Origin of the sequence: Azospirillum picis (assembly GCF_017876115.1) — a bacterium.
GTDB classification, from domain to species: Bacteria; Pseudomonadota; Alphaproteobacteria; order Azospirillales; family Azospirillaceae; genus Azospirillum; species Azospirillum picis.
In genome coordinates this window covers 80175-96323 of record NZ_JAGINO010000005.1, presented here as the reverse complement: position 1 = coordinate 96323, position 16149 = coordinate 80175, and the positions used below count along the sequence as shown (strand labels likewise).

16 protein-coding genes are annotated in these 16149 nt (G+C 69.9%); 6 read left to right on the top strand and 10 right to left on the bottom strand.

The genetic code is table 11. The annotated features are described in order from the left end of the window. Window positions 1-51 precede the first annotated feature (51 nt). Genes deoA through J2850_RS09300 form a run of 6 tightly spaced genes read right to left on the bottom strand, consistent with a single transcriptional unit; the run spans window position 52 to window position 5634 of the window. Window positions 52-1371: a thymidine phosphorylase gene (deoA, locus tag J2850_RS09325; protein WP_209980910.1), complete on the bottom strand. Its 1320-nt coding sequence runs from the start codon at window positions 1369-1371 to the stop codon at window positions 52-54. 3 nt (window positions 1372-1374) lie between these two features. After that, on the bottom strand, window positions 1375-2190 hold the full coding sequence (gene deoC / locus J2850_RS09320) for a deoxyribose-phosphate aldolase (RefSeq protein ID WP_209980908.1): 816 nt from the start codon (window positions 2188-2190) through the stop codon (window positions 1375-1377). Beyond that, a complete protein-coding gene (locus J2850_RS09315) occupies window positions 2187-3020 on the bottom strand; it encodes a purine-nucleoside phosphorylase (protein WP_209980907.1) in 834 nt (277 codons plus the stop codon). Before J2850_RS09315 ends, deoC begins: the two co-directional genes overlap by 4 nt. A 14-nt stretch (window positions 3021-3034) precedes the next feature. After that, on the bottom strand, window positions 3035-3493 hold the full coding sequence (cdd, locus tag J2850_RS09310) for a cytidine deaminase (protein ID WP_209980905.1): 459 nt from the start codon (window positions 3491-3493) through the stop codon (window positions 3035-3037). A gap of 4 nt (window positions 3494-3497) precedes the next feature. Continuing rightward, window positions 3498-4472, bottom strand: coding sequence for an ABC transporter permease (locus tag J2850_RS09305; protein WP_209980903.1), 975 nt, complete (start codon window positions 4470-4472; stop codon window positions 3498-3500). A 4-nt stretch (window positions 4473-4476) separates the two neighbouring features. Continuing rightward, entirely contained in the window at window positions 4477-5634 is a 1158-nt protein-coding gene (locus J2850_RS09300) for an ABC transporter permease (RefSeq protein WP_209980901.1), read from the bottom strand. A 180-nt stretch (window positions 5635-5814) separates the two neighbouring features. Here J2850_RS09300 and J2850_RS31735 point away from each other — a divergent pair, with 180 nt between their 5' ends. Continuing rightward, window positions 5815-5985, top strand: coding sequence for a (2Fe-2S) ferredoxin domain-containing protein (locus J2850_RS31735; protein WP_246512940.1), 171 nt, complete (start codon window positions 5815-5817; stop codon window positions 5983-5985). A 74-nt stretch (window positions 5986-6059) separates the two neighbouring features. On the opposite strand, the gene J2850_RS09290 is transcribed toward J2850_RS31735, so the two are convergent. Next, the gene (locus J2850_RS09290) at window positions 6060-6728 is read right to left on the bottom strand and encodes a nitroreductase (protein WP_246512939.1); all 669 of its coding nucleotides are present in this window, start codon (window positions 6726-6728) and stop codon (window positions 6060-6062) included. Between the two features lie 55 nt (window positions 6729-6783). Beyond that, window positions 6784-7860: a LacI family DNA-binding transcriptional regulator gene (locus J2850_RS09285; RefSeq protein WP_246512938.1), complete on the bottom strand. Its 1077-nt coding sequence runs from the start codon at window positions 7858-7860 to the stop codon at window positions 6784-6786. Window positions 7861-8026: 166 nt separating this feature from the next. Here J2850_RS09285 and J2850_RS09280 point away from each other — a divergent pair, with 166 nt between their 5' ends. From J2850_RS09280 to J2850_RS09260, 5 genes are all read left to right on the top strand, one after another. Then, a complete protein-coding gene (locus tag J2850_RS09280) occupies window positions 8027-9067 on the top strand; it encodes a TRAP transporter substrate-binding protein (protein WP_209980895.1) in 1041 nt (346 codons plus the stop codon). A gap of 61 nt (window positions 9068-9128) precedes the next feature. Further along, window positions 9129-11039 carry a TRAP transporter large permease gene (locus J2850_RS09275; protein ID WP_246512937.1) on the top strand — a complete coding sequence of 637 codons (1911 nt, stop codon included), beginning with the start codon at window positions 9129-9131 and terminating at the stop codon, window positions 11037-11039. A gap of 54 nt (window positions 11040-11093) precedes the next feature. Further along, window positions 11094-11633, top strand: a complete 540-nt coding sequence (locus J2850_RS09270; RefSeq protein WP_209980893.1) for a VOC family protein — start codon at window positions 11094-11096, stop codon at window positions 11631-11633. A gap of 167 nt (window positions 11634-11800) precedes the next feature. Further along, window positions 11801-13081, top strand: a complete 1281-nt coding sequence (locus J2850_RS09265; protein ID WP_246512936.1) for a ribulose-bisphosphate carboxylase large subunit family protein — start codon at window positions 11801-11803, stop codon at window positions 13079-13081. 5 nt (window positions 13082-13086) lie between these two features. Then, window positions 13087-14430, top strand: a complete 1344-nt coding sequence (locus J2850_RS09260) for a four-carbon acid sugar kinase family protein (RefSeq protein ID WP_209980892.1) — start codon at window positions 13087-13089, stop codon at window positions 14428-14430. A 38-nt stretch (window positions 14431-14468) separates the two neighbouring features. Here the strand turns inward: J2850_RS09260 and J2850_RS09255 are convergent, their stop codons facing one another. Beyond that, complete coding sequence (locus J2850_RS09255; protein ID WP_209980890.1) at window positions 14469-15512, bottom strand: hypothetical protein; 1044 nt, start codon at window positions 15510-15512, stop codon at window positions 14469-14471. A 139-nt stretch (window positions 15513-15651) separates the two neighbouring features. Beyond that, entirely contained in the window at window positions 15652-16143 is a 492-nt protein-coding gene (locus J2850_RS09250) for an OsmC family protein (protein ID WP_209980888.1), read from the bottom strand. Between the last annotated feature and the right edge of the window lie 6 nt (window positions 16144-16149).

Here is a 16149-nt window from a genome sequence, read left to right as displayed (position 1 = left end):
GGCTCCCGTCCCCCGCGCGGATGCCGTCCGCGCAAGGGACGGGGAGGCCCGTCATTCCAGCCGCTTCGCGATCAGCGGCCCGCGTTGCGGTGGCGTGTCGACGACCCCGACCGCCGACCGGAGGCGGCGCTCCGCCTCGTCCGCCTGCGGCTCGGTGCGCGCGTGCAGGACCGCCAGCGGCCTGTCCTGCGGACCGACCGCGTCGCCAAGCCCGGCGACATCGTCGAAGCCGACGGCGAAGTCGATCGCGTCGGTCGTCCTGGTCCGCCCGCCGCCCAGCGCCACCACCGCCATGCCGATGCCGCGGGTGTCGACCGCGCCGACGAAGCCGGCGCGGCCCGGGAAGACGGGACGGACGACCGGTGCGCTCTCCAGATGGCGGTCGGGCCGCTCCAGCAGGTCGGCCGGCCCGCCGAGTGCCGTCACCATGCGGGCGAAGCGCTCGGCGGCGGCACCGCTGGCGATCGCGCGGTCGGCCATCTCCCGGCCGGCCACGGCGTCCGGCGCCAGCCCGCACAGCGCCAGCAGCGACGCCGCCAGCTCCGCTGTCACCTCGTAAAGCCGCGGGTCGGCCGGCCCGCCGCGCAGGATGGCCAGGCACTCGCGCATTTCCAGCGCGTTGCCGGCACTGCGGCCCAGCACCTCGTTCATGTCGGTCAGCAGCGCCACGGCCGGCAGGCCGGCACCCTTCGATACGGTGACGATGCTGTCGGCCAGCGCCTCGGCATCCTCCAGGCGCTGCATGAAGGCGCCGCTGCCGAACTTGACGTCCATCACCAGCGCATCCAGCCCCGCCGCCAGCTTCTTCGACAGGATCGAGGCGGTGATGAGATCGAGCGATTCCACCGTCGCCGTGACGTCGCGGATGGCGTAGAGCCGCCGGTCGGCCGGGGCGATGTCGTCGGTGGCCCCGATGACGGCGCAGCCGACCTCCTTCACCACGCGGCGCAGCAGCGCGGTATCAGGTTTGGCGGTATAGCCGGGAATGCTCTCGAACTTGTCGAGCGTGCCGCCGGTATGCCCAAGCCCGCGGCCCGAAACCATCGGCACGAAGCCGCCGCAGGCGGCCAGCATCGGCGCCAGGATCAGGCTGACCTTGTCGCCGACCCCGCCGGTCGAATGCTTGTCGATCACCGGGCCGGGCAGGCCGAGCGACCGCCATTCCATCACCCTGCCGGAATCGCGCATGGCGCGGGTCAGCGCCACCCGCTCCTCCAGGCTCATGCCGCGGAAGAAGACGGCCATGGCGAAGGCCGCGGCCTGGGATTCGCTGACACTGCCGTCGGTGATGCCGCGGACGAAGGCGGCGATGGTGGCGTCGTCCAGCGGCCGGCCGTCACGCTTGGCGCGGACGATCTCCTGCGGAAGCATGGCTCAGTAGCCTCCCGCCGGCGCCGGTTCGCGTTCGCCGTGGCCGGCGGCGGCCAGCAGCGCTTCCAGCAGGCTGGAGGCGCCGAACCGGAAGGTTCCGGGCGTTGCCCATCCGTCCCCCAGGATGCCGTCCGCCAGCGCCAGATAGCGCGCGGCCTCGGCCGCGTCGCGGATGCCGCCGGACGCCTTGAAGCCGACCGTCTTGCCCGATTCGTAGATGCAGTCGAGCATCACCGCGGCCGCCGGCAGGGTGGCGGCCGGCTGGGTCTTGCCGGTCGAGGTCTTGAGGAAGTCGGCGCCCGCCGCGATGGCGTCGCGCGCGGCCCAAGCCAGCAGGTCGGCATCGGGAAAGGCGCCCGATTCCAGGATCACCTTCATCAGCGCCTTGTCGGCACAGGCCTCGCGGCAGGCCTTCACCACATTCATCGGCTGGGTGCGGGCGCCGTCGATGAAGGCCTTGTAGGGCAGCACCACGTCGACCTCGTCGGCGCCGTCGGCAATGGCGCGCCGGGTTTCCGCAGCGACCGCTGCCGCGTCGGCCTCGCCGCTCGGGAAATTGACGACGGTGGCGACCTTCACCCCGGTCCCCTCCAGCGCCCGGCTTGCGGTGGGCACGAAGCGCGGCCAGATGCAGACCGCGGCGACCGGGCCGACGGGAGTGGCGGCGCGGGCGCATAGCGCCTCCACCGTCTGTTCGCTGTCGTCGCCGTTCAGGCTGGTGAGGTCGAGCATCCCAACCGCCCGCCGCGCCAGGACGGCATCGGACGGGGCGTTGGCGCAGGCGTCGAGCGCGCTTTGCAGGTCGGCAGACAGCTTCATGACCGGGACCCGTCCTTCTCATGCAGGCGTTCAAGGAAGCCGACCAGCAGCTTTTCCAGGTCGGCGGCTGCCGCCGATGCGGCGGCCAGCGTCTGGTGATGGTCGACCGGCCCGTCGCCGAGCCCCACCCCCAGGTTGGTGATGACGGCGCAGCCGGCGACCCGCAGGCCGCAATGGCGCGCGACGATGCATTCGGGGACGGTGGACATGCCGACCGCATCGGCGCCCAGGATCTTCATCATCCGCACCTCGGCCGGCGTCTCGAAGGACGGACCTGGGTAGGCGGCGTAGACGCCTTCCGCCAGAGCGATGGCCTGTTCGGCGGCCACCTCCTTCAGCAGCGCGCGGAGGCCCGGATCCCAGGCGTCGGTCATGCTGGGGAAGCGGTCGCCGAAGGACTCGTCGTTCGGGCCGGTCAGCGGGTTGGCCCCCAGCAGGTTCAGGTGGTCGGTGATCGCCATCAGCCGTCCCGGCCCCACCTCCGTCCGCAGCGACCCGGCGGCGGCCGTCAGCACCAGCGTGTCGCAGCCGGCCAGCTTCAGCGCCCGGATCGCGGTCTTCAGCGCATCGAAGCCGGCGCCCTCATAGGCATGGACGCGTCCCTGCATGCAGGCGACCTCGACGCCGCCGAGGCGCCCGACCACCAGCCGCCCGGCATGGCCGGCGACGCTGGGGACCGGGAAGCCCGGAAGGTCGGCATAGGGGATGGCGATGCCGTCTTCCAGCCGGTCGGCAATGCCGCCGAGGCCGGAACCAAGGACGAGGCCGACCCGTGGCCGGCGGCCGGGGGCGCGGTGGAGGATGTCCGCGGCGGCGCGTGCTGCGGTCATGTCGGAAACTCCGCTCAGAAGTCTAAGTTGGTCGGCCCGAACGAATCGGGCAACAGCCTGTCCAGAAGAAAGGTCCGCCGCAGCCCGGCCGGATCGCAGATGTGGATCGGTGTGTCGGGCGAGGCGAATTCGCGGATGCGCTGGCGGCAGCCGCCGCAAGGGGTGCAGAGCTCCTCCGCCCCGGCCTCGCCGCCGATCACCAGGATGGCGCGGATGCGGCGGTCACCGGCGGTGACCATGGCACCGATCGCTGTGGCCTCGGCGCATTGCCCCTGCGGATAGGCGGCATTCTCCACGTTGCAGCCGGCGAAGATGCGTCCCGATTCACCCAGAATCGCGGCACCCACCTTGAATTTCGAATAGGGGGCATGGGCGTTCCCGCGGGCGGCGGCCGCGGCGGCGATCAGGGCATCGGTCGTGGTGGTGGAGGAGGGCGGGGGCGGGGGAGGAGCGCCCTGTTCGGGTCCGGCCATGGTCTCATCGCTCCTTGATGTAAGGGATGCCGCTCGCCTTCGGGGCGATCGCCTTGCCGACGAAGCCGGCCAGCAGCAGCACGGTCAGCACATAGGGAAGCATCTGGATGAACTGCACCGGAATCACGCCGACCAGCGGCAGCTCGACGCCCTGGAGGCGCACCTGCACGGCGTCGGTGAAGGCGAAGAGCAGGCAGGCGAAGAGGGTGGGGCCCGGCCGCCACTTTCCGAAGATCAGCGCCGCCAGCGCCAGGTAGCCCTTGCCGGCGGTCATGTCGCGGACGAAACCCGCGCCATGGCCGGTGGATAGATAGGCGCCGGCCATCCCCGTCAGCGCACCGGTCACGATGAGCGCCTGGTAGCGCAGGCCGGCCACCGACAGGCCGGCGGTATCGACCGCCGCCGGATTTTCCCCCACCGCCCGCAGCCGCAGCCCGAACCGGGAGCGGTAGAGCACCCACTGCGTCGCCAAGACGATCACCAGCGTTACCCAGATCAGGACGTTGTTGCCGTTCAGAAGCTCGCGGAAGATGGGGCCGAGAGCGGGGATGGCGGCCAATGCATCCCCGCCCGGCAGTTCCACCGCGGGGATGCGGGCCTGCGACGGCAGGAGCGGCGTCTGTCCGCCCTGCTGGAACCAGGCATAGGCGAGGGTCGGCGCCAGGCCGGCCACCAGGATGTTGATCGCCATTCCGGACACCACCTGGTTGCCATTGTGGGTGATGCAGGCGAAGCCGTGGACCAGCGCCAGCGCCACCCCGGCGGCGATGCCGGCCAGCAGCCCCAGCCATGGGTTGACGGTCACGGAGGCGACGGCGGCGGAGAAGAAGGCGCCCGCCAGCATCTTGCCCTCCAGCCCGATGTCGACGACCCCCGAACGCTCGCAGTACATTCCGGCGAAGGCGGCCAGCACCAGGGGCGTGGCCACGCGGATCGTGGCGCCCAGCAGTTGCAGCGCCAGCAGAAGCGCGTCCTCCATGTTCTCAGCTCCCTCCGGGCTTCGCGGGGCCGGCCGCCGCCGGCTCGCCGCCGCCGCGGCGGCGGAACAGTGCCTCCACCTGCGGACGGAACAGGTTCTCCATGGCGCCGGCGAAAAGGATGACCAGGCCCTGGATCACCATCACCAGCTCGCGGTTGATGGTGGGATAGTCGAAGGAGAGCTGGCCGCCGCCCTGCGACAGCACGCCGAACAGCAGGGCCGCCAGGATGATGCCGACCGGGTGGTTGCGGCCCATCAGCGCCACGGCGATCCCGACGAATCCGACGCCGCCGGTGAAGTTCAGGATGACGCGGTGCTGCACGCCCAGGATATCGTTCACCCCGACGAAGCCGGCCAGCGCACCCGAGATCAGCATGGCGGTGACGATGTTGCGGGACGGCGAGATGCCGGCATAGACCGCTGCCCGCTCGTTCCGGCCGACGGTGCGCAGTTCGTAGCCCCAGCGGGTGCGGCGCAGGAAGACGTGGAACAGGGCGCAGCAGGCCAGCGCCCACAGGAAGGACAGGTTGAGCGGCGAGGCGGCGATCTCGATCCCGAACCAGCCGAGTGCCCGGTCCATCGAGGGAAGCCAGACGCCGGGATCGAACTCGCGGGTTTCCGGCGACTGGCTGCCGGGGCGGATCAGCACGTCCACCAGCAGCCAGGTCATCAGCGAGGCGGCGATGAAGTTGAACATGATCGTCGTGATGACGATGTGGCTGCCGCGTTTCGCCTGGAGCCAGCCGGGAATGAAGGCCCAGGCCGCGCCGAACAGCGCCGACGCCAGCACCGCCAGCACGGCCACCACCGGCCAGGGCCAGCCGGTCAGCACCAGCGCCACCAGTCCGGCGCCGAGACCGCCGAGATAGGCCTGTCCCTCGCCGCCGATGTTGAACAGCCCGCAGTGGAAGGCGATGGCCACCGCCAGCCCGGTGAAGATGTAGTCGGTGGCGTAGTAGAGGGTGTAGCCGATCGCCTCCGGATAGCCGATCGCCTCCGACAGCATCAGCGACAGCACGTCGACCGGGTTCTCGCCGATCACCAGGATCACGAGCCCCGACAGCACGAAGGCGGCGACGAGGTTGAGCAGCGGCAGCAGCGCGTAGCCGACCCATCCCGGAACGGCACCCGGCTGGCCCTTTCCCGACCCGATCAGTCCCACACGGCCTCTCCCGGATTGCCCCCGGCTCGATTCTTAACCGCCAACCCCGTTTGGAACCAAGCCTTTTAGTCGCCTTACCCCGTCGGCCCCCCGCGCGGCAGTTGCGGCGCCAGGAATGCCCATCCGCTCTGGCAGCGGCTGGACCAGAAAATCCAGGCCGGCGGTGCGGTGGATGTCGGGATGGCGATGACCGGATGTCTCGGCTTCTGCTCCGCCGGGCCGCCGATGGTGGTCTCTCCCGAAGACATCTGGTGCCGGCCGGAAACCCCCGCGGACATCGACGAGATCGTCGACTCGCATCTGCGCGGCGATGTGCCGGTCGAGCGTCTGGTGATGGTGCTGGCACGCTGAAGGAAGGCGGGGGCCGGCCCGCCCATGTTGTCCTTCAAATCCCGTGGGGAAGGCGCCGGGCGGCGGGAGGCCGCTCAGAACCCGATGAACCGTGCGAAGGATTCCGCCGGCTCGCGCCCGGTCTGGAAATTGTTCTCCGGAGCCGACCAGTCGGCGACGCCCAATGCCATGCCGCTGGCGATGATCTCGGTTTCGGGCAGTCCGATGTGGCGGGCGGTGATGGCGTGGCGGTAGCAGAAGGCCGCCTGCGGGCAGGTCTCCAGCCCGAAGCCGCGGGCGGCGATCATCACGTTCTGCATGAACATGCCGAGATCCAGCCAGGCTCCCTTGCCCATGTCGCGGTCGATGGCGAAGAACAGCCCGACCGGCGCGCCGAAGAACAGCCAGTTGCGGCCATGCTGCCGCGCCGTCCGTTCCCGCTCCCCCTTGCCGATGCCGAGCGCGCCGTAGAGCGCCCATCCCACCGCGCGGCGGCGGCCGATATAGGGCTCCCGCCAGCTTTCCGGGTAGTAGGGATATTCCGGCACCTCCGGCTCGCCGGCCTCGTGGGCGGCCAGCAACTCCGCCGACAGGGCGGCGCGCTCGTCGCCGGCAACGGCATAGACCTTCCAGGGCTGGATGTTGGAGCCGCTGGGCGCGCGTGCGGCGATGTCGAGGATTCGCCGGACGGTGCCGCGCTCCACCGGCGTCGGCAGGAAGGCGCGGACGCTGCGGCGGCCGGCGACGGCATCAAGGGCGGTCATTCCGGCGGCGGGCGGGGGAGGGATGTCTGGCATCGGTCATCGTCGGTGGTTGGGATCACTCGTCCGGCAGCATGCCCTGCGGCAGGTTCTCGCGGAAGATCACTTCGCCGCGGGGCGTCTCCACCCCCTGCATCGCCGGCCGGCCGGTGCGCAGGTTGGTGAAGATGCCGACCGCGGCCGACAGCGTGTTGCGCGGGTCCTGGGTGATGACGGCGTCCAGCGTGCCGTCGATCAGAAGGGTGCGCGTCTCGTTGGTCAGGCCATGGCCGATGAAGACCATCTCGCGCTCCCGTCGCGTCTCCTTCAGCGCCCGCGCCACCCCCTCGGCCCCGCCGCCGATGTTGTAGACCCCGGCAAGGTCGGGGTGCAGGCCCAGCAGCATGCGGGTCTGGCGGTAGCACTTGCCTTCGTCGTCGTGCCCCTCGCGCAGCCCGACCACCTCGATGTCGGGGGCGATTTCCTTGAGGACGTGCAGGAAGCCCATTTCCCGGTCCTCGTGCGCGCGGTAGCTCAGGCTGCCGGCGACCATCGCCACCTTGGCCGGGCGGCGCCCCAGGAAGCGCGCGATCAGGTAGCCGGCGGTCCGCCCGGCCGCCCGGTTGTCCAGCCCGACATAGCCGGCGCGGCGGCAGTTCAGGATGTCCGAGATCAGCGTCACGGTCGGCACGTTGCGTTCGGCCAGCGAGTCCACCGCCTCTCGTACCGCCGGGTGCTCCAGCGCCATGAAGGCGACGCCGTCCATGCGGCGGCCATGCTGGAACAGGCAGCGGGCCAGCAGTTCCGGATTGAAGCTCTTGATGAACTCCACCTGTGCCCGGACGCCCTGCGGTGCCAGCAGGGCGTCGGCCCGCCGGATCATTTCGCCCAAGCCGGTCAGGAAGCGGTTGTTGCCGGCCGGAAGCAGGAAGGACAGCCGCATCGGCTTGGCCGCCGCGCCGGCCCGCAGGTCCGATTCAGGCAGGTAGTCGAGTTCCGCCGCCGCCTTCAGCACACGCTGCACGGTGGCGGGACGCACGCCCGGCCGGTGGTTCAGCACCCGGTCGACCGTCGCGGTCGAGACCCCTGAAAGGCGGGCGATGTCCACCACCCGCGGCAGTCCGCGCGATCCGGTCCCCGCTTCACCCTCATCCATCGAAGAATCCATCAAAAACCATCATCATTGGCGTTTGACACCTGCTGTCGCTGGACATACCGTCCATCCAACAATCATCAAATGACATCAGATCACATCAGAAACGCAAGGCCGGAAACAGCAGAAACGGCCGGAACCCGAACGACCAGTGCATGGGAGGATCGAAATGACCAGTCTGACCCGCCGCAGCATGCTGAAGGCCATCGCCGGCGCCCCGGCGGCAATCCCCGCCATCGGTGCCGCCGGCGCCGTCATCGGCATGCCCCACATCGCGCGGGCCGCCGAGTATGAACTGAAGTACGGCAACAACCTGCCGATGACCCACCCGCTGAACGTCCGCGCCCAGCAGGCTGCGGAGCGGATCGCCAAGGAGTCGAACGGCAAGGTCGAGGTCAAGATCTTCCCCAACAACCAGCTCGGCGGCGACACCGACATGCTGAGCCAGGTGCGCAGCGGCGGCCTGACCTTCTTCACGCCGTCGGCACTGGTCATCGCCACCCTGGTGCCGGTCGCCGCGATCAACGCGGTGGGCTTCGCCTTCTCCGACTACGACCAGGTGTGGAAGGCGATGGACGGCAAGCTGGGCGCCCATGTCCGCAACGCCATCTCCAAGGTCGGGCTCTATGCCTTCGAGAAGATGTGGGACAACGGCTTCCGCCAGATGACCAGCGGCGACAAGCCGATCACCACGGCCGCCGACATGAACGGCCTGAAGATCCGCGTGCCTGTCAGTCCGCTCAGCATCGCGATGTTCAAGGGCCTCGGCGCCGCCCCGGCCAGCCTGCAGTTCAGCGAGGTCTACTCGTCGCTGCAGACCCGGATCGTCGACGCGCAGGAGAACCCGCTGCCGATCATCCAGGTCGCCAAGCTGTTCGAAGTGCAGAAATACTGCTCGCTCAGCAACCACATCTGGGACGGTTTCTGGTTCATCGCCAATGGCCGCGCCTGGAAGGGCCTGCCGCCGGACATGCAGACCATCGTCGCCAACGCCATCAACGATGCCGGCATGGCTCAGCGCGGCGACATCAAGACGCTGAACCAGTCGGTGAAGGCCGACCTGGAATCCAAGGGGCTGACCTTCAACCAGCCGTCCCCCGACAGCTTCCGCGCGAAGCTGCGCGAGGCCGGCTTCTACGCTGAATGGAAGGGCCGTTTCGGCGACGAGGCCTGGGGCCTGCTGGAGGAGGCGGTCGGCAAGCTCGCCTGACCCGCAGCCCGCCTTCCGGTCGCCGCAGCATGCCAGCCTCAGCATGAAGGAACCCCCCGCCATGTCCCACATGTCCGAACCGGTCCATGGCCCGGCCCACGGCTATGCCGATACACCCGGCCTGCTCGGCGACGATGGCGTCGCAGCCGGGCTGCTGCGCCGCATCGACCGCGGGCTCTCCGCCGGCGTGGAGATCGTGGCGGGCCTCCTGGTGCTGGCCGAGATCGTCGTCCTGCTGGCGGGCGTCGCCGCCCGCTACGTCTTCCACACGCCGCTGGTGTGGTCGGACGAACTCGCCTCGATCCTGTTCCTCTGGCTGTCGATGCTGGGCGCGGTGGTGGCGCTGCGCCGCGGCGAGCATATGCGGATGACCGGGCTGGTCACCCGCGTCGGTCCGGGGACGCGGGGCGTGCTGGAATGCCTTGCCATCACCGCGCCGGTCGCCTTCCTGGCGATGGTGCTCTACCACGCCGCCGATTACGCCATCGAGGAGCAGTTCATCACCACTCCGGCGCTGGAGGTGTCCAACGCCTGGCGGGCGGCGGCCCTGCCGGCCGGGATCGCGCTGATGCTGGCCGCCGCGCTGTTCCGGCTGCTGCGCGTCGGCCGGCCGCGGTCGGTGGCGCTGGCCGCCCTGCTCACGGCCGTGGTCGTCGGCGCCTTCTGGCTCGCCGGCCCGGTGCTGAAGCCGCTGGGGCAGGTCAACCTGGTGATCTTCTTCGTCGGGCTGGTGGCGGCCAACGTCTTCGCCGGCGTGCCGATCGCCTTCTCCTTCGGGCTGTCCACCTTCGCCTATCTGGCCCTGACCACCACGACGCCGATGCTGGTGATGGTCGGCCGGCTGGACGAGGGGATGAGCCACCTGATCCTGCTGGCGGTGCCGCTGTTCGTCTTCCTCGGGCTGCTGATCGAGATGACCGGCATGGCCCGCGCCATGATCCAGTTCCTCGCCAGCCTGCTCGGCCATGTGCGCGGCGGCCTGTCCTACGTGCTGATCGGGGCGATGTATCTGGTCTCCGGCATCTCCGGCTCCAAGGTCGCCGACATGGCGGCGATCGCGCCGGTTCTGTTCCCGGAGATGAAGAAGCGCGGCGCCCCCCCGGGCGACCTGGTGGCGCTGCTGTCGGCGACCGGTGCGCAGACCGAGACGATCCCGCCCAGCATCGTGCTGATCACCATCGGATCGGTCACCGGCGTGTCGATCGCGGCACTGTTCACCGGCGGCATGCTGCCGGGCGTGGTCCTGGGCGTCTGCCTGTGCTTCGTCGTCTGGCTGCGCTACCGCAACGAGAACCTCAGCCACGTCGAGCGGACGGCCCCGCGGGAGATCGGCCGTCTCGCCCTGGTGGCGCTGCCCGCCCTGCTGCTGCCCTTCGTCATCCGCGCCGCGGTGGTCGAGGGCGTCGCCACCGCGACCGAGGTGTCGACCATCGGCATCGCCTATTCCACCCTGGCCGGGCTGCTGGTCTACCGCCAGTTCGACTGGCGCAGGCTGAAGCCGATGCTGGTCGAGACCGCGTCGCTGACCGGGGCCATCATCTTCATCATCGGCTGCGCCACCGCCATGGCCTGGGGCCTGACCCAGTCCGGCTTCTCCTCCGACCTGGCGCGCTTCATGGCCGGCATCCCCGGCGGCGCCTACGGCTTCCTGGCGATCTCCATCGTCGCCTTCATCATCCTCGGCAGCGTGCTGGAAGGCATTCCCGCCATCGTCCTGTTCGGCCCGCTGCTGTTCCCCATCGCCCGCGCCGCCGGGGTGCACGAGGTGCACTATGCGATGGTCGTCATCTTCGCCATGGGCATCGGCCTGTTCGCGCCGCCCTTCGGCGTTGGCTACTACGGCGCCTGCGCCATCAGCAAGGTGCATCCCGACGAGGGACTGAAGCACATCTGGGGCTACGTCGCCGCCCTGCTGGTCGGGCTGGTCGTGGTGGCCGCCATTCCCTGGATTTCCACCGGCTTCCTGCACTGACCGCGAGGTCGGCCGGCCCACCCCTCCTCACAATCCTCTTCCGGAGTTCCGTCAATGAGCCGATTCTTCGGCCAGATCCGTCAGGCTGGCTACGTCGTGCGCGACATCGAGGCCGCCATGGACTATTGGAGCCGCACCCTCGGCATCGGCCCCTGGTACTACAACGAGCGGGTTCCGATCCGGAACTACACCTACCGCGGCGAATCCTACGACGTTCACAACTCCGTGGCGCTCGCCAACTCCGGCCCGCTGCAGATGGAACTGATCCAGACCCGCAACGACGCGCCCTCGATGTACCGCGACTTCCTCCAGGCCGGGAACACCGGGCTGCAGCATGTCGCCTACTGGACCGAGGACTATGACGCCGACCTGGACCGCCTGCTCGGCCAGGGCTTCAAGCCGGTGATGAGCGGCGAGGTCGGCGAGAAGGGCCGCTTCGTCTATTTCGACACCGAATACCATCCCGGCACGGTGATCGAGCTGTCCGAGGTCGCCGGACCCAAGGGGCGCATGTTCGACCTGATCCGCGAGGCCTCGATGGGCTGGGACGGCTCCGACCCGGTGCGGCCCTTTCCGGACCTGAGCACGCTGTAGGACCGGCCGTGGCCGGCGTCTTGCCCCCTCCCTAACCCTCCCCCGCTTTGCGGGCGAGGGAACGCCGCCGAACTCCCGCAAAGCTCCTGCCCCCTCTCCCTCGACGAGGGGGAGGGATGGGAAGGGGGCATCCCCGGCAGCACTCCACCCGATCACAAGGCCCTCCCATGCACGCCGACCGCATCGAAGCGACATACCTGATCGAAACGCCGCTCGCCCCCGCCAAGGTGGCCGAGGTGATGGCGGGCGAGCAGTCCTGCGGCACCTTCACCCGCGTCCATGGCGAAACCGACGACCTGCGCGCCCGCGCCCGCGCCATCGTCGAGGCGGTGGAGAAGCTCGACGTCGCCGAAACGCCGGCGCTGCCCAACACCTGGCTGGAGCGGCAGCGCAATCCCGGCCCCTGGCAGCGCGCGCGCGTCACCATCTCCTTTCCCGTCGCCAACATCGGCGCCAACCTGCCGACGCTGGCGGCGACCGTCGCGGGCAACCTCTTCGACCTCGGCGAGGTCACCGGCCTGCGGCTGGAAAGCCTGCGCCTGCCGCAGAGCTACCGCGACCGCTTCGACAAGCCCGTCCACGGCGTCGCCGGCACGCGCCGGCTGACGGGGGCGGCCGACGGGCCGCTGGTCGGCTCGATCCTCAAGCCCAATGTCGGGCTGTCGGCGGACGAGACCGGCGAGCTGGTCGGCACCCTGTGCGCGGCCGGCCTGGACTTCATCAAGGACGACGAGATCTGCGCCGATCCCGACCATGCGCCGCTGGCCCAGCGCGTCCCGGCGGTGATGGCGCGGGTGCGGCGCCACCAGGACCGCACCGGCAAGCATGTGATGGTCGCCTTCAACATCACCGACGAGACGGACGCGATGCGCCGCCATGCCGACCTGGTGGAGCGCGAGGGTGGGAGCTGCGTCATGGTCAGCCTGAACTGGTGCGGCCATTCGGCGGTGCAGACGCTGCGCCGGCATTCCGGGCTCGTGCTGCACGGCCATCGCAATGGGTTCGGCGCCCTCTCCCGCCATCCGCTGCTCGGCATCGGCTTCGATGCCTACCAGGCGCTGTGGCGCCTGGCCGGCGTGGACCACATGCATGTCCACGGCCTGAACGGCAAGTTCGCCCAGCCCGATGCCGAGGTGATCGACGGGGCGCGGGCCTGCCTCGCACCGTTGGCGGCGGACGCACCGGGGGCGGAGGATGCCGTGATGCCGGCCTTCTCGTCCGGGCAATGGGCGGGCACCGTACCGGTCACCTGGGAGGCGGTGAAGACCGCCGACCTGCTGTTCATGTCCGGGGGCGGCATCATGGCCCACCCCGACGGGCCGGCGGCCGGCGTGCTCAGCATCCGGCAGGCCTGGGACGCCGTCCGCGGTGGGCGCACCCTGCAGCAGGCGGCGGCGGAGCAGCCCGAACTGCGCCGGGCGCTGGACTTCTTCGGCAAGAAAGGCTGAGGGCGATGGCCTCGCATCCACGGCTCGGCTGGTATGGCGACGACTTCACCGGGGCGACCGACACGCTGGCGGCGCTGGCGAAGGCCGGGCTGCGGGCATTGCTGTTCCTCGATGTGCCGGACGTCGCCCGGCTGGGCGCGGCCGGACCGCTGGATGCCGTCGGCATCGCCGGCGCGGCGCGCAGCATGTCCCCCGACGCCATGAGGGCGGAGCTGGCGCCGGTCGGCCGCTTCTTCGCGGCGCTTGGCGTGGCGGTGATGCATTACAAATGCTGCTCGACCTTCGACAGCGCGCCGGCGGTGGGCAGCATCGGCGAGGCGTTGCGCACGCTCGCCCCCTTCTTCCCCAACCCCTTCCGTCCGGTGGTCGGGGGGCAGCCGAACATCGGGCGCTATTGCCTGTTCAGCACGCTGTTCGCCGCGGCGGGGACCGGAGGCACCGTACACCGCATCGACCGCCATCCGACGATGAGCGTCCACCCGGTCACCCCGATGACCGAGGGCGACCTGCGCCGTCACCTCGCCGTCCAGGGGCTGGAGGGCATGGCGGCGCTGCACTATCCCGACTATGCGCTGGATCCCGCCGACCTGGATGTCCGGCTGGAGCGGCTGCTGGACGGGAGGCCGCCCGCGCTGTTGATGGACGTCGCGCGCACCGAGGATCTTGCCGTGATCGGCCGGCTGATCTGGAGCCGCGCCGCTCGCTCCGGGGAGAGGCGCCTGCCGCTCCTGGCGGTCGGGCCGAGCAGCATTGCCCAGGCGCTTGCCGCCCACTGGGAGGAGCGATCGCGGGACGCGCCATCCGATGGGGAGCCGGCCGGCCTCGCGGCGCCGGATATGCCGCTGGCACCGGCGTCCTCGCCGGTCTTCCTGATGGCCGGCAGCCTGTCGCCGGTGACGAGGCGGCAGATCGAGGCGGCGCGCTCCTACAACCGCATCCAGGCGGACGCCATGGCGTTGTGCGACGACCCGGCCTATGGCGAGGCGCTGCTGGTCGAGGCGGCGGGAAGCCTGGCAGCCGGTCGTCACACCCTGGTCTGGACCGCGCCGCCGGAGGACGTCGCCGCCGACACCCGGCGGGCCGGCCAGGTCGCCAGTGCCACGGCGGAATTTGCTGCGGCGCTGGTGCGGCGGGTGCCGCTGCGCCGCGTCGGCATCGCCGGCGGCGACACCTCCAGCCTCGCGGTGCGGGCGTTCGGCTGCTGGGGCCTGTCCTACCGCGGCACCTTGGCGCCCGGCGTCACCATCAGCCGTACCCATGCCGACGATCCGGCGATCGATGGGCTGGAGTTGATGCTGAAGGGTGGGCAGATGGGCGGCGAGGACCTGTTCGAGCGGCTGCTCGGATAGGGTCGCCCGCCCTCATTCCGATCCCTCATGCCGATCCGTCATCCCGGTCTGGCACGGCCCTCTTGGTCGGATGCAGCCTTGGCACGGTACAGTTCCTTGGACTGTTGCATGACGCCGTCGAGCTGCGATTCGAACCCCTTGAACCACGGCTGCGCCTTCAGGGTGTCGGCGGTGTTGATGGGGCCGTTGCTCAATCCCCGGCTTCTCCCGGTCCGCATGGTGTCCATGGCCGATACGATGAGCTTGACCAGCGGGTTGTCGCTGCTCAGGTCCTCGGAGGCCGCTCCGTCCATGGTCCACTGGTAGGAGATTTGCGCCGAGGCCCGGTCCACCGCCCAGGGAAGCGACGCCTTCTCGTCGTTGCTGACCTTGTCCAGGAAGGAAACCCCTGCCTTCATGCGGGCGGCGGTGTCACCCTGGAAGGGATCGACGAAGCTCCCCTCCTGGCTGATGGGACCGTTGTAGAGGCCCATCGCCAAACCCTGTTGCTGGGACATGATGGACTGGGCGATGTCCTGTTCCTGCTTGGAAAAGAGCCCGCCGGTGTTGCTGCTGACCGCGTAGAGCGACCGCCGGTCGAGGCTTCCCATCAGCGAATACCAATCGCGTCCCTCGAAGCTGTTGAAATCGAAGGGCTGGCCGCTGGCGGCCATCGCTGCGTAGACCGTGTCCATGCGGCTGCGGGCATCCGCACCAACCTCATCCAGCGACTTGCCGGCCGAACTGGTTTCCCGCGCCGGGTTGGAGACCGCATCGGCCAGGGCCGAGGCCGGCGTGCCGTCCCGTGTGGGAAAATAACGCAGGAAGGCGGTTCCGGCGCCTGATCCGGCCTTCGGGGCGGCGGCCTCCGTCGCCTGGAGCCGGGAGGACACCTGTGTCGCGGCGGCCCCCGAGACGGCCAGCGTCCGCTGGGCTTCCAGTGACAGGCTGACGATCACTGCCGGGCCGCCGCCTGTGGTCGCCGTCCCGTCCTTGCCTGACGCCGCCGTCGGCGATCCCGCCACCCTTGCCGGCGGCAGGGTGGCCCCCACTGCCGCCTTGAGGGTCATGGCTGCACTGTATGCCGTCGTTACGAGAGACATGGCGCACCTCTCTCCGCGATAGGGGCCATGATACCAAAAAGCACAACCTGATGTTACATAAAATTCGGCTTAAATCGCGCAGGACTCCTCGTCGGCTCTTTCGTCTCCCGGGCAGCCGGGGATGTTCTGCGGCGCCCGCTCAGACGGGTTCGGTGCCCGATCCGACCCTCACGACCGGCTCGTGCCGCACCGGGAAGTTGACGGACCGGCCAATGAAGCATTTCTCCGCCGCTTCATGGTGCAGGGCCATCGCCTTGGCGGCGTCGGCGCCCGGTGCCAGCATCACCCGCGGCCGTAGGACAACCCCGCTGAACTGCCCGGCTCCGCCGGCCTCCTCCTCCATCACGCCTTCGGCGTCGTCGGTGTAGGCGGTGACCACGATCCCCGCCGCGGCGCACAGATGCAGGTACCAGAGCTGGTGGCAGGATGACAGGGCGCCGACCAGCATCTCCTCCGGGTTCCAGCGTGCCGGATCGCCGCGGAAGGCGGGATCGGCGGTGCCCGGAATCGCCGGCTTGGTTCCCGCCGTCAGCTCATGGTCGCGGCTGTAGGCCCGGTAGGCCGAGGTGCCGCTGCCGAGATTGCCGGTCCAGTCCAGCCGGACCGCGTAACGGTGTTCGCGATGTGCCATGGTCCT

Coding starts and splice junctions, on each gene's coding strand:
- deoA (WP_209980910.1), bottom strand. CDS start 1,371: ATGCTTCCGCAGGAGATCGTCCGCGCCAAGCGTGACGGCCGGCCGCTG.
- deoC (WP_209980908.1), bottom strand. CDS start 2,190: ATGAAGCTGTCTGCCGACCTGCAAAGCGCGCTCGACGCCTGCGCCAAC.
- J2850_RS09315 (WP_209980907.1), bottom strand. CDS start 3,020: ATGACCGCAGCACGCGCCGCCGCGGACATCCTCCACCGCGCCCCCGGC.
- cdd (WP_209980905.1), bottom strand. CDS start 3,493: ATGGCCGGACCCGAACAGGGCGCTCCTCCCCCGCCCCCGCCCTCCTCC.
- J2850_RS09305 (WP_209980903.1), bottom strand. CDS start 4,472: ATGGAGGACGCGCTTCTGCTGGCGCTGCAACTGCTGGGCGCCACGATC.
- J2850_RS31735 (WP_246512940.1), top strand. CDS start 5,815: ATGGCGATGACCGGATGTCTCGGCTTCTGCTCCGCCGGGCCGCCGATG.
- J2850_RS09290 (WP_246512939.1), bottom strand. CDS start 6,728: ATGACCGCCCTTGATGCCGTCGCCGGCCGCCGCAGCGTCCGCGCCTTC.
- J2850_RS09285 (WP_246512938.1), bottom strand. CDS start 7,860: ATGGATGAGGGTGAAGCGGGGACCGGATCGCGCGGACTGCCGCGGGTG.
- J2850_RS09280 (WP_209980895.1), top strand. CDS start 8,027: ATGACCAGTCTGACCCGCCGCAGCATGCTGAAGGCCATCGCCGGCGCC.
- J2850_RS09275 (WP_246512937.1), top strand. CDS start 9,129: ATGTCCCACATGTCCGAACCGGTCCATGGCCCGGCCCACGGCTATGCC.
- J2850_RS09270 (WP_209980893.1), top strand. CDS start 11,094: ATGAGCCGATTCTTCGGCCAGATCCGTCAGGCTGGCTACGTCGTGCGC.
- J2850_RS09265 (WP_246512936.1), top strand. CDS start 11,801: ATGCACGCCGACCGCATCGAAGCGACATACCTGATCGAAACGCCGCTC.
- J2850_RS09260 (WP_209980892.1), top strand. CDS start 13,087: ATGGCCTCGCATCCACGGCTCGGCTGGTATGGCGACGACTTCACCGGG.
- J2850_RS09255 (WP_209980890.1), bottom strand. CDS start 15,512: ATGTCTCTCGTAACGACGGCATACAGTGCAGCCATGACCCTCAAGGCG.
- J2850_RS09250 (WP_209980888.1), bottom strand. CDS start 16,143: ATGGCACATCGCGAACACCGTTACGCGGTCCGGCTGGACTGGACCGGC.